The following is a 13,782-nucleotide window of genomic DNA, read 5'->3' as shown; positions in this document are numbered from 1 at the left end:
ATTAAAAGGAGTATTACATGTTTTGTTTAATATACTAGTAATGAAACGTGATATAGAAAGGTGGAAACCAATGTTTGAAAAATTGTATGATGAGCATGAAAGTGTGAAGGTACGATTTTTAGGGTTTATGACACATGATACACGTTATGATTTTGGTGTTATTTATACAAATATGTTTTTTGGAAAGCCGCTCATTGTTTGTATGCAAACAGGAAGGTCTACTTTACTCGGACGAGATGATGTAGAGAATGTTCAATATATACAGGAGATTTTTAAATTAGGATCAGAAGAGGAAGCAAAGGAGTTAGCTCAATTTTTCAAATTTCTAGTTCCGTCAACTTCTTTACATGCGGAATATGAAGAATAATTAATGTGAAACAGTCGTACTTATAAATATGGCTGTTTTTTCATTTGAATATTGCATACTAATTTAAATTGAAAATATTTAATGTGTTATACTAAAAACCTATTGACGTAAAAAGTATAACATATTAAAATAAAGACAGAAAGTTAAGCGGTTACAAAAAGTTTTTGGGATTATAAACTTAGGGGGAAATGAAAAATGGGAACAATCGTATGTCAAGATTGTGAAGGTACAATTGCACACTTCGAAGATGAGAAAGTAACAGTACTTTACGGGAAATGTGGATCTTGCGGATGTGATCACACAGAGCATACAAAAGCCCAATAATTGATAGGAAATGGACAGCTAAAAGTTTTTAGGACCATAAACTTAGGGGGAAATGAAAATGGGAACAATCGTATGCCAAGTATGTGAAGGAACAATCGGACATTTTGAAGATGAGAAAACGACAGTACTTTACGGAAAATGTGGAACAAATTGTGACTGTGCTAGAAAAGATAATGCGAAAGCTTAATGATAAATAAATAGATTACTATTAAAACTCAGGGGGAAATGAAAATGGGAACAATCGTATGCCAAGTATGTGAAGGAACAATTGGACATTTTGAAGATGAAAAATCAACAGTACTATACGGGAAATGTGGATCTCATTGCGAATGTGACCATAAAGAACATACAAAAGCTTAATAATAAGAAAAAGCGCCTACATGTGTAGGCGCTTTTTTAATAAATTGTAGTTGTATGACCAACTGTTGCAACGATTGCATCATCCCTAATCGGAATAAAGCTTATGGAGGTCTGTGGTGTACTAGAAGAAGCGTATTGGCTCATTATACGACTATCGATACGGGTAATAGTATCGGTCAAGAAAGCTGAAATAAAAGCGTAAGGAACTCGTCGTTCATTTAATGAATAAATAATTTCTTCTTTTGTTTTTACACCTACGCCATGTCCGTAAAAAAAGAAATTTCCTAAATAGATTGTGTTTTCTCCTTGCCACTCAATCGTAGCTGGATTCACTTGTGGGTTTTTAAAGTAAACGAGGTCACCTGGAACAAGATCGCCACCGTTTTTTGTTATGAGTCTTAGATCTTGATCGTAGTCCCATGTGTAAAGTAAAAGGTTTGCAAATAGACGATTGAAAGTTTCTTCCTCATACAATGATAGTAAAGCTTTATAAAAAATAATGATCATAGCGGTTGCGCATTCAGTTCCATATAGTTTTCCGTTTTTGAAAATATCTTGTATGGCAATAGAAGGTGGTATGTTTGGAAGAAGCTCGAATCCTCCAAGGGATGTTCTTTTCCAATACTGGGGGTTGCAAAAGGATTGTTGAAATGTACGAAACTGAAACCCACTTTGAAAAAGCTCTAGTGAAGAGATAATAATATTAACTCGTAAATTGAGATCAAAGCTGAGTTCATCAGCTGTTCGGAAGGAATAAACTTCTTGATTTCCTGCCATTATTGATAAAATTTGTTGTTTCTCTGCTGCAAATGGCTCATATTCATTTGTAATATAAGGATGTACAATAGAACGGCCTATTACAATCATAATAGTATCCCCACCTATACGTTACATTCTTTAGTATCGTATGAAGAAAAGGAGAAAAGGTGAAAAAAAAGCCTATCAACTGATAGGCTTGTACTCTTTAATAACACGTAATGTTTGTAATGTCATATCTTCAGGACCTTGTACAGGTAAACCTGCTTCTAAGTTTTTACGAATATACTCTAAGTTTTCTTGTGTAATAATTTCCCCCGGAGTAAAGATTGGAATCCCTGGCGGATAAACCATAACAAAATCAGCTATAATACGACCCGCTGCATTTTCAAATGGAATGACTTCTGTTTCCGAATAAAAAGCATCTCGGGGAGAAAGTGCTAGCACTGGAATTTCTGGAATCTCTACTTGTACTTGAACACCTTTATCTGCCCTATTTCTAAATGTTGCTGCTAAATCTTGTAATGCTGCAATAAGTGTATTTGTATCACTTTCTGTATCTCCCAAAGTGATAAGACATAGTATGTTGTATAGATCTGAGAGTTCTACTTCAATGTTATATTGCTCTCTAAGCCATACTTCAGCTTGGTGGCCGGTAATACCTAAATCTTTTACAGATACAATTATCTTTGTAGGATCATAGTTAAAGGTAGCATCTGTACCTAACATTTCTTTTCCAGGACAGTAAAGATGCTCAATAGAATTTATAGCATCACGAACATGTTCAGCTAATTGTATTGTTTGTTCTATGAGTGCTGTTCCTTCTGTAGCAAGACGTTTTCTCGCAACATCAAGGGATGCTAACAAGATGTAAGAAGTTGATGTAGTCGTAAGCATGCTAATAATAGATTGGACATGTTTTACATTCACCAAGCCTTCTTTCACATTAAGAATAGAACTTTGAGTTAAAGAGCCTCCTAATTTGTGAACACTTGTTGCTGCCATATCTGCCCCAGCTTGCATCGCTGACATCGGCAATTCATCGTGAAAATGAATATGAACACCATGAGCCTCGTCAACTAGTACAGGGATGTCATAAGAATGTGCTAATTGTACAATCTGTTCTAAGTCTGCAGCAAACCCAAAGTACGTTGGGTTAATAACAAGTAAGCCCTTTGCATCTGAGTGCTCTTCAAGTGCTTTTTTGACAGATTGAATTGTGATTCCATGAGAAATACCGAGCTTCGGATCGATTTCAGGATGCATGAAAATTGGTTTTGCACCTGAGAAAATAATAGCTGACATTACTGATTTATGCACGTTTCGTGGTACTAGGATTTTGTCACCAGGACCGCAAACGCTCATCACCATTGTCATAATAGCGCCACTTGTACCTTGAATAGAAAAGAAAGTATGATCTGCACCGAATGCAGCGGCTGCTAAATCCTGTGCTTCTTTAATCATACCTTTTGGATGATGTAAATCATCGAGTGGCGCAATATTAATTAAATCAATTGCTAATGCATTATGCCCAATAAATTCGCGAAATGTAGGATCCATGCCCTGTCCTTTTTTATGACCAGGAATATGGAATTGAATTGGATTTCGCTTACTGTGCTCAACTAAAGCGGTAAACAATGGTGTTTCGTATTGGGACAATCTATACACCCCTTCTTCTTCATAATATTTAGTGTAATTTGTTTTATATAATCCTGCTCTAAAAAAGTTTAGTCTTTTTTAGAATAAGGCTTGTTTTTCTGCCATTCAAAAAATCGTTTTTGAGATGGTAGCTTCACTTTATTTTCTATAAAACAAAAGCATTATATCACCAATAATTATAGATGTATAGAAAAAAATGTTTTTAAGGTGAGTATGTTTAATAGTTAGCCTCAACTAATGAATAGAGGAAGACAATTCCATTAAAATGAATAAATAGTGTATAATGCAGAGTGGCTATAATGAAGAATAAAATATTCTCTTTAAGATAGCATAATGAAACAAGAAGAAATGATAAATGAGGTGCGAAATGGAATATCAATATCCGTTAGATTATGATTGGTCAAATGAGGAAATGGTTACAATTGTTAAGTTTTATGAAGCGATTGAGAAAGCTTATGAAAAAGGGATTGTAAGAGAAGAATTAATGGGTTTATATCGTCGTTTTAAAGAGATTGTTCCATCGAAAGCAGAAGAAAAGAAAATTGATAAAGAATTTCAAGAAGTAAGTGGATACTCTATATATCGTGCTATTCAAAGGGCGAAAGAAGTCGAAGAACAAAAGCTTGTAAAAATGTAAAAAATATTTTGAAAAATAAAAACTGAAGTGATATAATGTGATAACAACTAAAAACGGACAATATAAATTGTCCGTTTTCTACTATCGATTACAAAGTGCATATAAAGGAAGGAGTGATTGCATCGTAGATTCAATCTTAGCAAGGAATTGTTCGTTGGTCATTGCTGAAAACTCCTCTGGTGATATATGAATACCAACTAATAATTCTGCTTTTTTTACAGTAGCTAGTCGTTCAATCATCTTTTGTAAGTCTTCGGTTTCAAGTGTTTTATGTAATTTCACACTTGGTTTAGTATGGTCAATGGACCAAACGAAGTCATTTGGAATATTTGTTTTTAAATCATTTAAATGTTCTAAGAAGGCATGAGCCGTCTCAACTTTTTGTGGACACTCATAGATTAAACCAAAGTATATGAAGGCATGAGTACCCCATAAGCCGATTTGGAAATGCGGTAGCATTTTATATCCTCGTTTATTTGTTGAAAAAGCAACCCAAGTATCGTTTGGTGGATTGACTTTGCGGCGTGCGTGTTTTGCAACATGATAAAAAAAGTTCTCATCAGTTTGTTTGGATAAGTATTCTGCAAATTGTTCCCCTAAAGCTTCTAGCTTAGGATGAATGTTCGTTTTAATTGCACTCATTCGTTCTTCGAGACCATCAACTGTAAAGACATCAAAATCAGTTGACTTGAATGTTTGTATTGTCATGATTGTTCCTCCAACTCCTATTTTGCTTTTATTTTAGCATAGCTTGTACTATTCATAAAAAAAACAGCACAAAAAAATTTAAATAAAAAAATATAATTTTGTTGCATAGATGATTTATCCAACATAGTATAGTATAAAACAAAAAATCAGAAAATTGAATTAATTCTAGTCCGAGGGCAGACGAATATTGGGAGGAGGCAAATAATATGAGACAGGTGATTAATGCGTTAAAGAGAACAGATGCTGAAAAGAGAATACCGGTGCTACGTTTGGAGCTAGATTATGAATTAGCAACTTTATATGATGCGATGATGGAAGATGATAAACAGAAAAAAGAAGAGTGTGTACAAAAGTTAGAAGTGTTAAGACTTGAAATGATTCGTTTAGAAGCGTAATAATAGTATATGTATAAAAAATTAGTTGGTGCGAACCTTATAAAGGGTTCGTTTTTTCTGTGAACAGTATAGATCGGAGTGTTTAAACATGCAAGAAGTATGGAAAGACATTGATGCACACGCCAAACGGTGGATTCGGGATGCAGGAGAGCATTTAATGGCATCAATGAAAAAAGCACTTATTATAGAAACAAAATCAAATGCAGCTGACTTAGTTACAAATATGGACCGAGAGATAGAACAGTTTTTAATTGGGAAAATTAAAGAAACATTCCCGAATCATAGTATTTTAGGAGAAGAGGGTTATGGAGACGAGATAACGTCTTCTGACGGGGTTGTTTGGTTAATTGATCCAATTGACGGCACGATGAACTTTGTTCATCAAAAAAGAAATTTTGCAATTTCAATTGGGATTTATGAGAACGGTATCGGAAAGATTGGACTTATATATGATCCAGTGCATGATGAACTATATCATGCAGTCAAGGGATCTGGAGCTTTTTGTAATGATATATCAATTCCTCCACTGAAAAAAGGAACTGTAGAGGAAGGTATTGTAGCTTTAAATGCGATATGGCTTACAGATAATCCATTGCTTAATATGGAAAGTATGATGGCACTTGTTAAGAAAGCAAGGGGCACAAGATCATATGGCTGTGCAGCGTTAGAGATGGTATACGTTGCAACAGGAAGAATAGATGCATATATAACGCCGAGATTATCACCATGGGATTTTGGCGGAGGACAGATAATTGTAGAAGAAGTTGGAGGTAAGGTGACGACATTCTCTGGAGCGCCACTTTCTATCATAGAGAAGAGCAGTGTGTTAGTTGCAAAACCAGGAGTGTATGAAGAAGTGTTATCGTTTATATGAGAGCAACAAAAAAAGTAAGAGGCTGTGTATAAGCTTCTTACTTTTTAGCGTTATTGTGATTTGCGCATTTTTCTTTTTGTTACAAAACCGTATCCAACTGTAACAAATGTGCCGATAATGCAAATAATAATACCGATTGGACTATTTTCAGCAATCATAATGCCGATACCGATTAAGAAAATAACACCGATAATTGCAGTTAATAAAAAGCGATATTGAATGTGTTCCATTTCTTCACCCTCCAATCTCATTTTACTTTCACAAAAGTAAGAATACAACTATATTTTCATTCTTGCTTTTATTTTAATTGCTATTGTATCCCCTTCGCTCTTATAATAGAGAAGGATTAAAAAGACATTAGGAGTTGGACATGTTGAAAAAACGACAAGATTTACGTAATATAGCAATTATTGCCCACGTTGACCATGGTAAAACAACACTTGTTGACCAGTTATTACGTCAAGCGGGGACTTTCCGTGCGAACGAACACGTTGAAGAACGCGCAATGGATTCAAATGATCTAGAAAGAGAACGCGGTATTACAATTTTAGCGAAAAATACAGCGATTCACTATGAAGATAAAAGAATTAACATTTTAGATACACCTGGTCACGCTGACTTCGGTGGAGAAGTAGAACGTATCATGAAAATGGTTGATGGTGTTTTACTTGTTGTTGATGCATATGAAGGTTGTATGCCACAAACACGATTTGTTTTAAAGAAAGCTCTTGAGCAAAACTTAACTCCAATCGTAGTTGTAAACAAAATTGACCGTGACTTCGCTCGTCCAGATGAAGTAGTTGATGAAGTAATCGACTTATTCATTGAGCTTGGTGCAAACGAAGATCAATTAGAGTTCCCAGTTGTATTTGCATCAGCAATGAACGGAACAGCAAGCTTAGATTCAAACCCAGCAAATCAAGAAGAGAATATGAAATCATTATTTGATACAATTATCGAACATATTCCAGCACCAATTGATAACAGCGAAGAGCCACTTCAATTCCAAGTAGCACTTCTTGATTACAACGACTACGTTGGACGTATTGGAGTTGGTCGCGTATTCCGCGGTACAATGAAGGTTGGACAACAAGTTGCTTTAATGAAAGTAGACGGAAGCGTGAAGCAATTCCGCGTAACGAAATTATTCGGTTACATGGGATTAAAACGACAAGAAATTGAAGAAGCAAAAGCAGGGGACTTAGTAGCCGTTTCTGGTATGGAAGACATTAACGTAGGTGAAACAGTATGTCCAGTTGAACATCAAGATGCGTTACCATTATTACGTATTGATGAGCCAACACTACAAATGACGTTCCTTGTAAATAATAGCCCATTTGCAGGTCGTGAAGGTAAATACATTACATCTCGTAAAATTGAAGAGCGTCTTCGTTCACAATTAGAAACAGATGTAAGTTTACGTGTAGATAATACAGATTCTCCTGATGCGTGGATCGTATCTGGACGTGGGGAACTACATTTATCTATCTTAATTGAAAACATGCGTCGTGAAGGTTATGAATTACAAGTATCTAAGCCAGAAGTAATCATTAAAGAAGTTGATGGCGTAAGATGTGAGCCTGTAGAGCGTGTACAAATCGATGTACCTGAAGAATACACTGGTTCTATTATGGAATCTATGGGTGCACGTAAAGGTGAAATGTTAGATATGGTGAATAACGGAAACGGTCAAGTTCGCCTTACTTTCATGGTTCCAGCACGTGGTTTAATTGGTTACACAACAGAATTCTTAACATTAACTCGTGGTTACGGTATTTTAAACCATACATTCGATTGCTACCAACCAGTACACGCTGGACAAGTTGGTGGACGTCGTCAAGGTGTTCTAGTTTCACTTGAAACAGGAAAAGCATCACAATACGGTATTATGCAAGTTGAAGACCGTGGTGTAATCTTCGTTGAACCAGGTACAGAAGTATATGCTGGTATGATTGTAGGAGAACACACTCGTGAGAACGACTTAACAGTTAACGTTGTGAAAATGAAACAACAAACTAACATTCGTTCTGCGACGAAAGATCAAACTTCAACAATGAAGAAACCACGCCTAATGACTTTAGAAGAATCATTAGAGTACTTAAACGATGACGAGTTCTGTGAAGTAACTCCAGAATCAATTCGTCTACGTAAAAAGATTCTTGATAAGAGTGAGCGCGAAAGAGCTGCTAAGAAAAAGAAATCTGTTGAAGCGTAAAAATAAAAAAACAACGACCTTTATAAAGGTCGTTGTTTTTTTATTTTGTTTATTTTTTAGAATATTTACTCATTTTTGTGGACAGTATTTTTTTTGCGAGTTACTCTTGTATTAAGTATATAAAGAAAATTGCATTTTACTGCTAGGGGGGAAGAGTGTGTTAGAAAGGATGTCTTTTTTTGCAAAATTGTGTAAGGTAGATGAAAATCCAGAGTTAGGAATGTGGTTACTTTATGGGACGATTATTATATTAAGTGGTCTCGTTTATAATTTAGGATTTGCTAGAAAGTTGTCTGTACTAAAAAATATTGTGATATACATATCATTAGCAATTGGATGTACAGTATTAACCTTTTTTGCTGTGTTTTTACCTGTTGGAGAAGGACTAGTTGTAGCGGCAATTGTACTTGGAATTTATAGATTGCGTTTGCGTCAAGCGAAACAACAAAAAGCAGGCTGAGGAAGGGGAGTTTTCATGCGTTCAGTACAAGATGCACTATATAATTGGTTAACAATTAAAACAGTTGCGGAAGCACGTCCAAATGATAGTGCTGCAAAAGAAACATATTTGTTATTTCAAAATATGATATATGAAGAACATAAATTAAGAAATGTGGAAGTCGAAAAGAACGAGGAAATGTATTTAATTACATATGAAATAAATGGAGAACGGAAATCAGCAAGGTTTCCGTTAGAAGCCATTGATTGTTTTTTGGATCAGATGAATCGTGAACCAGAAAAATATAAATAAGTCCTTATCTATATGAGTAAGGACTTATTTACATTTTACCAATCATCTTCGATTTTTTTATCACGATATAATCGGAAATTACCACTTGCATGACGTTCCATTGTACGCTCTGCAATTCGTTCCGAACATTCCATGCACATATATGTATGAATAGGGCGATTACGCAGTTTTTTTGCCATAGGATTTTCATCATCTAACATATCTTTTTTATCACAAATCATACATTTGACTCTCATTTCGTCACCTCAATACGAATTCTATCAGTATAAGTATATCATGGAAGTATAATGTTTTTGAATAATAGCGGGAAAAAATAATATTTTCGCAATTCAAAAAATAAGTTATGATAAGGATATACCAAGTATGTTTGGAGGTGAAAATATGGCGAATGTAGTAGAGCCTACCTTAACAGAGGATTTAGTACAAACGTTGCGTAAAGAGTGTATTGTTATGATAGCAACGACAGATTTCGAAAAACAAGTTCCTAACGTAAGTGCTATTTCTTGGGTGTATGCAGTGAGTAAAACTAGTATTCGATTTGCAGTAGATCAACGTTCACGTATTGTGGAAAATATACGTCATAATACAGGTGTGGTATTGACTATAATGGCGAATGAATCCGTATTTTCTATAAGTGGTGCAAGTGAAATTTTGACAGATAGAATGGAAGGTATTTCTCTAAAATTAACTGTAATAGAAGTAAATGTGCAAGAAGTGCGTGATGTTATGTTTTATGGAGCGAAACTTGCAATTGAACCAACATATGAAAAAACATATGATCTTCGGGCAGCGAAAAAGCTGGATAATGAAGTGTTAGTAGGGATAAGAGAATTATAAAGATGCTAAATAGGAAATTCGTTTATTCACTTTTGTAATCGGTTATTGTGATTTAACGTTAATAATTATAATAAAAAGTAATATATTGAATAGAAATGAATAAAGAATAAATAAAAGGTTTAATGACTATGATTTTCGATTCTACCTCGTTTACACGGTACATATAATTATAACAATGGTTCGTCCATATTTTATGGATGAAACCCTTGTTCTACAAATTTAAAAGTGGAGTCAGGGGGTAACAGGTTGGATAAAATTTATGTGTTAGATACGAATGTACTTTTGCAGGATCCTTTATCTATTTTTTCATTTGAAACCAATGAAGTAGTGATTCCAGCAGTTGTATTAGAAGAGGTTGATTCGAAAAAACGTTATATGGATGAAGTAGGACGAAACGCTCGTTATGTATCTAAGTTAATAGATAAATTTCGTGAAATAGGAAAGCTGCATGAAAGTATCCCGCTAGAAAACGGCGGAACATTTCGTATTGAATTGAACCATCGTTCATTTGTGCAACTACAAGATATTTTTGTAGAAAAAACAAATGATAATCGAATTTTAGCTGTAGCAAAAAATCTATCTTTAGAAGAACAGGAAAAAGAGGACGGGAAGTCTGTTATTTTAGTAAGTAAAGATGTACTCGTAAGGGTAAAAGCTGATGCAATTGGTTTGAAGGCTGAAGATTATTTAAGTGATCGCGTAATTGAAGTAGAAAATATATATTCTGGCTTTTTAGAAGGATATATATCAAAAGAACAATTGGATTATTTTTATGAGAAAGGTGAATTGCCTCTATCTGAAATTGCGAATCATCCTTTTTACCCAAATCAATTTGTAGTAATGAAAGATGCATTGGGAGGCTCTAGTTCTGCGCTTGGCATTGTGGATCACTTAGGTAAAAAGGTAAAGAAACTTATTTTTCACAATGAACAAGTGTGGGGGATACGACCACGAAACGTGCAGCAAATTATGGGATTAGAATTGTTGCTTCGTGAAGATATTCCGCTTGTAACGTTAACGGGGAAAGCCGGCACAGGAAAAACGTTACTTGCGTTAGCTTCGGGACTTATGCAAACAGAAGACTTAGGATTATATAAAAAATTACTTGTGGCAAGACCAATTGTTCCAGTCGGAAAAGATATCGGTTATTTACCAGGAGAAAAAGAAGAAAAGTTAAGACCATGGATGCAGCCAATTTTTGATAACCTAGAGTATTTATTTAATACGAAAAAGCCAGGAGAGTTAGATGCTATTTTAGCTGGAATGGGTTCGATTGAAGTAGAAGCCCTTACTTATATACGCGGGAGAAGTATTCCAGATCAGTTCATTATCATTGACGAAGCACAAAATTTAACAAAGCATGAAGTGAAAACGATATTAACTAGGGTAGGGGAAAAGAGTAAGATTGTATTGATGGGAGATCCTCAGCAAATTGATCACCCATATTTAGATGAATATAATAATGGCTTAACGTATGTTGTAGAGAAGTTTAAAGAACAGCGTATTAGTGGTCATGTGAAGTTTGTTAAAGGGGAGCGATCTAATTTAGCTCAACTAGCAGCAGATTTATTGTAAAAAGGAGTGAGCTTAAGCTCACTCCTTTTCTTTAAATAATTGTAAATTTACGGATGTTACGGATTGGATTTTGTCTATTAGATCCATCATTGTAATATAGATGAACAGGTCCATCCTCTTTTAATGGCTTCCCTTCTTTTGAAAAACCAAGAATAGCATTTTCGACAGTTTCTAATGGAAGTATTAATGTTTGTTCTACTGTTTCAATTTCAACTTGCGTAGCGTCCTCTAAAATTTCAGCGTTAGCAAGGAATGGATGAAGTGGTATACCAAATGTTCCAGTAATCAGCTGTTCTTTTTTATATTTCTTCACACTTTGCTGTATTGGGGGAAAAGCGGCACCATCACGGATTTCGCGATCCCAATGTTCTGAAGTGTTTTTTAAATAAGTTTCTAGTTCAGACGTGTTTTCTCTAGTTTCATCAAAGTAAGTTGTCAAATCTACTTTTCGATCATCAAAGATCCAAACAGTTGGATCAATAGTAATTGGAAAACGTACTTTTCCGTTAATAAATAAAATTTCGCTCATTGTTGTTCCCCCATTTGTGTTATACTCCCACTTTTCAGTATAATAGTATTAGACACTGTTGTCACAAAAAATGTTTCTATTGCAATTTATTAAAACTATCGCTAATATTAATAGATAGGATATAGGAGAGTAGGACGGAAACGGAGGGAATCAATTTGGCGTCTGAGACAGTAGCAAATCATCAGGAAAAGGCACTAGCCCTTCTACAAGCGGATGCAGAGAAGATTTTAAGACTTATTAAGGTGCAAATGGACCATCTTACAATGCCGCAATGTCCATTATATGAAGAAGTGTTAGACACACAAATGTTTGGACTATCCCGCGAGGTCGATTTTGCAGTTCGCCTTGGTCTTATTGCAGAAGAACAAGGGAAAGCAATGTTAGGTGAGCTCGAACGTGAGTTATCTGCACTTCATGAAGCGTTTACAAACAAACAACAATAACGGGTTCAAATAAGGGGGCTCAAACTAAATTAGTTTGAGCTTTTTATTTGTATAATAAAGCAGGAAGAATCAATGTACATATGGAATACAACAATAATTAAATTGAAACAGAAAGAGGAAATGAAATGAAAAAAGTATGGAAATCAATGGATTATTCATTATTACTTCCTCTTGTTATCTTATGTGTACTGGGAGTAATAATGGTATATAGTTCTAGTTCCATTGTTGCGATTTCGAGGCATAACTGGCCGGCAAATTACTTTTTTAAAAAACAATTAATAACTTTAGCTATCGGAACGGTATTGTTAGTGATTGTAGCTTCGTTACCTTATAAGTTTTGGAGGAAACGAATAATTTTATCGGCGATGGGGCTAGGGAGTATTGCTTTACTAGCAGCAGCCTTGATTTTTGGTAAGGAAATAAATGGTGCAAAAGGTTGGATATTAGGTATACAGCCCGCTGAATTTGTTAAACTATCGATTATTATTATATTAGCTCGCTTTTTTGCAAGGAGACAAGAGACAAATACACCTGTTTTTAAAGGGTCGGGACTTACACTTGGTTTTGTTGGAATGGCAATGTTTTTAATTTTAAAGCAAAATGATTTAGGTACCGATTTGTTAATTGCAGCAACAGTAGGGATTATGTTTCTTTGTTCAGGAGTACGGATTAATTTATGGATTAAACGAATTGTTTTAACTTCTATAGTATGGATTCCAGCTCTATATTTTTTGGCTAATTATAAATTAAGTGGATACCAAAAGGCACGTTTTTCAGTTTTCCTTGATCCATTCAATGATCCTCAAAATGATGGATTCCAATTAGTAAATTCTTTTATTGGAATTGCTTCAGGAGGGCTTAATGGTAGAGGATTAGGAAATAGTGTGCAAAAATATGGATATTTACCAGAACCGCAAACAGATTTTATTATGGCTATTATATCTGAAGAATTAGGTTTTATTGGTGTAGCTATTATTTTAATTTGCTTGCTACTTATTATTATTCGTTCATTCAGGATTGCTCAAAAATGTAACGATCCTTTTGGAAGTTTAATTGCAATCGGAATTGCAAGTTTAATAGGAGTACAAACTTTTGTTAATGTTGGTGGTATGTCTGGATTAATACCGCTTACGGGAGTACCTTTACCGTTTATTAGTTATGGCGGGAGTTCCTTAATAGCTAATCTACTTGCAATGGGAATACTACTCAATATTGCTAGTCACGTGAAACGACAAGAGAAACAACAGAATGGTGTAATGAAAGAAAGAGAACAAAATGGACCACATCTTGTAGTTGTAAAATAAAAACACATTGTGCTTAGAGCATGATGTGTTTTTTATTTTTAAGTAGTT

20 protein-coding genes are annotated in these 13,782 nt (G+C 34.8%); 14 read left to right on the top strand and 6 right to left on the bottom strand.

From position 1 onward, the window contains the following. Positions 1 to 70 precede the first annotated feature (70 nt). The 4 genes from F3I02_RS11600 to F3I02_RS11585 all read left to right on the top strand — a co-directional run bounded on the left by F3I02_RS11600 (position 71) and on the right by F3I02_RS11585 (position 1,051). The gene (locus tag F3I02_RS11600; protein WP_000462038.1) at positions 71 to 367 is read left to right on the top strand and encodes a DUF3055 domain-containing protein; all 297 of its coding nucleotides are present in this window, start codon (positions 71 to 73) and stop codon (positions 365 to 367) included. 195 nt (positions 368 to 562) lie between these two features. Next, entirely contained in the window at positions 563 to 691 is a 129-nt protein-coding gene (locus F3I02_RS11595; protein ID WP_000536778.1) for a GapA-binding peptide SR1P, read from the top strand. Between the two features lie 58 nt (positions 692 to 749). Continuing rightward, entirely contained in the window at positions 750 to 878 is a 129-nt protein-coding gene (locus F3I02_RS11590; protein WP_000536803.1) for a GapA-binding peptide SR1P, read from the top strand. A gap of 44 nt (positions 879 to 922) precedes the next feature. Continuing rightward, on the top strand, positions 923 to 1,051 hold the full coding sequence (locus F3I02_RS11585) for a GapA-binding peptide SR1P (RefSeq protein ID WP_000536796.1): 129 nt from the start codon (positions 923 to 925) through the stop codon (positions 1,049 to 1,051). Positions 1,052 to 1,087: 36 nt separating this feature from the next. On the opposite strand, the gene F3I02_RS11580 is transcribed toward F3I02_RS11585, so the two are convergent. Together F3I02_RS11580 and speA are read right to left on the bottom strand one after the other, a co-directional pair. Continuing rightward, the gene (locus tag F3I02_RS11580; protein ID WP_000635343.1) at positions 1,088 to 1,918 is read right to left on the bottom strand and encodes a protein-glutamine gamma-glutamyltransferase; all 831 of its coding nucleotides are present in this window, start codon (positions 1,916 to 1,918) and stop codon (positions 1,088 to 1,090) included. Positions 1,919 to 1,993: 75 nt separating this feature from the next. After that, positions 1,994 to 3,466: an arginine decarboxylase gene (gene speA / locus F3I02_RS11575; protein WP_000084899.1), complete on the bottom strand. Its 1,473-nt coding sequence runs from the start codon at positions 3,464 to 3,466 to the stop codon at positions 1,994 to 1,996. Positions 3,467 to 3,833: 367 nt separating this feature from the next. Here speA and F3I02_RS11570 point away from each other — a divergent pair, with 367 nt between their 5' ends. Then, complete coding sequence (locus tag F3I02_RS11570) at positions 3,834 to 4,103, top strand: UPF0223 family protein (protein WP_000456557.1); 270 nt, start codon at positions 3,834 to 3,836, stop codon at positions 4,101 to 4,103. Between the two features lie 81 nt (positions 4,104 to 4,184). Here the strand turns inward: F3I02_RS11570 and F3I02_RS11565 are convergent, their stop codons facing one another. Beyond that, positions 4,185 to 4,811: a YktB family protein gene (locus tag F3I02_RS11565; protein WP_000155317.1), complete on the bottom strand. Its 627-nt coding sequence runs from the start codon at positions 4,809 to 4,811 to the stop codon at positions 4,185 to 4,187. A gap of 206 nt (positions 4,812 to 5,017) precedes the next feature. Between F3I02_RS11565 and F3I02_RS11560 the strand changes: the two genes are divergently transcribed. Further along, a complete protein-coding gene (locus F3I02_RS11560) occupies positions 5,018 to 5,206 on the top strand; it encodes a hypothetical protein (protein ID WP_001250164.1) in 189 nt (62 codons plus the stop codon). A gap of 88 nt (positions 5,207 to 5,294) precedes the next feature. Beyond that, on the top strand, positions 5,295 to 6,080 hold the full coding sequence (locus F3I02_RS11555) for an inositol monophosphatase family protein (RefSeq protein ID WP_001158708.1): 786 nt from the start codon (positions 5,295 to 5,297) through the stop codon (positions 6,078 to 6,080). A 50-nt stretch (positions 6,081 to 6,130) separates the two neighbouring features. Here the strand turns inward: F3I02_RS11555 and F3I02_RS11550 are convergent, their stop codons facing one another. After that, on the bottom strand, positions 6,131 to 6,310 hold the full coding sequence (locus tag F3I02_RS11550) for a DUF5325 family protein (RefSeq protein ID WP_000400127.1): 180 nt from the start codon (positions 6,308 to 6,310) through the stop codon (positions 6,131 to 6,133). Between the two features lie 140 nt (positions 6,311 to 6,450). Here F3I02_RS11550 and typA point away from each other — a divergent pair, with 140 nt between their 5' ends. From typA to F3I02_RS11535, 3 genes are all read left to right on the top strand, one after another. After that, positions 6,451 to 8,295, top strand: a complete 1,845-nt coding sequence (gene typA, locus F3I02_RS11545) for a translational GTPase TypA (RefSeq protein WP_000914762.1) — start codon at positions 6,451 to 6,453, stop codon at positions 8,293 to 8,295. A 157-nt stretch (positions 8,296 to 8,452) separates the two neighbouring features. Further along, positions 8,453 to 8,755 carry a YlaH-like family protein gene (locus F3I02_RS11540; RefSeq protein ID WP_000893665.1) on the top strand — a complete coding sequence of 101 codons (303 nt, stop codon included), beginning with the start codon at positions 8,453 to 8,455 and terminating at the stop codon, positions 8,753 to 8,755. 15 nt (positions 8,756 to 8,770) lie between these two features. Continuing rightward, positions 8,771 to 9,046, top strand: coding sequence for a hypothetical protein (locus F3I02_RS11535; RefSeq protein WP_001258154.1), 276 nt, complete (start codon positions 8,771 to 8,773; stop codon positions 9,044 to 9,046). A gap of 35 nt (positions 9,047 to 9,081) precedes the next feature. Here the strand turns inward: F3I02_RS11535 and F3I02_RS11530 are convergent, their stop codons facing one another. Further along, positions 9,082 to 9,282: a YlaI family protein gene (locus F3I02_RS11530; RefSeq protein ID WP_002082250.1), complete on the bottom strand. Its 201-nt coding sequence runs from the start codon at positions 9,280 to 9,282 to the stop codon at positions 9,082 to 9,084. Between the two features lie 145 nt (positions 9,283 to 9,427). Here F3I02_RS11530 and F3I02_RS11525 point away from each other — a divergent pair, with 145 nt between their 5' ends. Together F3I02_RS11525 and F3I02_RS11520 are read left to right on the top strand one after the other, a co-directional pair. Continuing rightward, on the top strand, positions 9,428 to 9,883 hold the full coding sequence (locus F3I02_RS11525) for a pyridoxamine 5'-phosphate oxidase family protein (protein ID WP_000024598.1): 456 nt from the start codon (positions 9,428 to 9,430) through the stop codon (positions 9,881 to 9,883). Between the two features lie 246 nt (positions 9,884 to 10,129). Then, the gene (locus F3I02_RS11520; RefSeq protein WP_000358083.1) at positions 10,130 to 11,458 is read left to right on the top strand and encodes a PhoH family protein; all 1,329 of its coding nucleotides are present in this window, start codon (positions 10,130 to 10,132) and stop codon (positions 11,456 to 11,458) included. Between the two features lie 31 nt (positions 11,459 to 11,489). Here F3I02_RS11520 and F3I02_RS11515 read toward each other — a convergent pair whose 3' ends face one another. Next, positions 11,490 to 11,987, bottom strand: a complete 498-nt coding sequence (locus F3I02_RS11515; RefSeq protein ID WP_001289812.1) for a hypothetical protein — start codon at positions 11,985 to 11,987, stop codon at positions 11,490 to 11,492. Positions 11,988 to 12,142: 155 nt separating this feature from the next. Here F3I02_RS11515 and F3I02_RS11510 point away from each other — a divergent pair, with 155 nt between their 5' ends. Together F3I02_RS11510 and F3I02_RS11505 are read left to right on the top strand one after the other, a co-directional pair. Further along, positions 12,143 to 12,430 (top strand): Fpa/YlaN family protein, encoded by a 288-nt coding sequence (locus F3I02_RS11510; protein WP_000135694.1) that lies wholly within the window; start codon positions 12,143 to 12,145, stop codon positions 12,428 to 12,430. A gap of 125 nt (positions 12,431 to 12,555) precedes the next feature. Further along, the gene (locus tag F3I02_RS11505; RefSeq protein ID WP_000758409.1) at positions 12,556 to 13,734 is read left to right on the top strand and encodes an FtsW/RodA/SpoVE family cell cycle protein; all 1,179 of its coding nucleotides are present in this window, start codon (positions 12,556 to 12,558) and stop codon (positions 13,732 to 13,734) included. Positions 13,735 to 13,782 lie beyond the last annotated feature (48 nt).

The sequence above is a fragment of the Bacillus sp. SRB3LM genome, assembly GCF_015712745.1.
In the GTDB taxonomy this organism is placed as follows: Bacteria; Bacillota; Bacilli; order Bacillales; family Bacillaceae_G; genus Bacillus_A; species Bacillus_A thuringiensis_K.
This window is presented reverse-complemented; position numbering and strand designations above follow the sequence as displayed.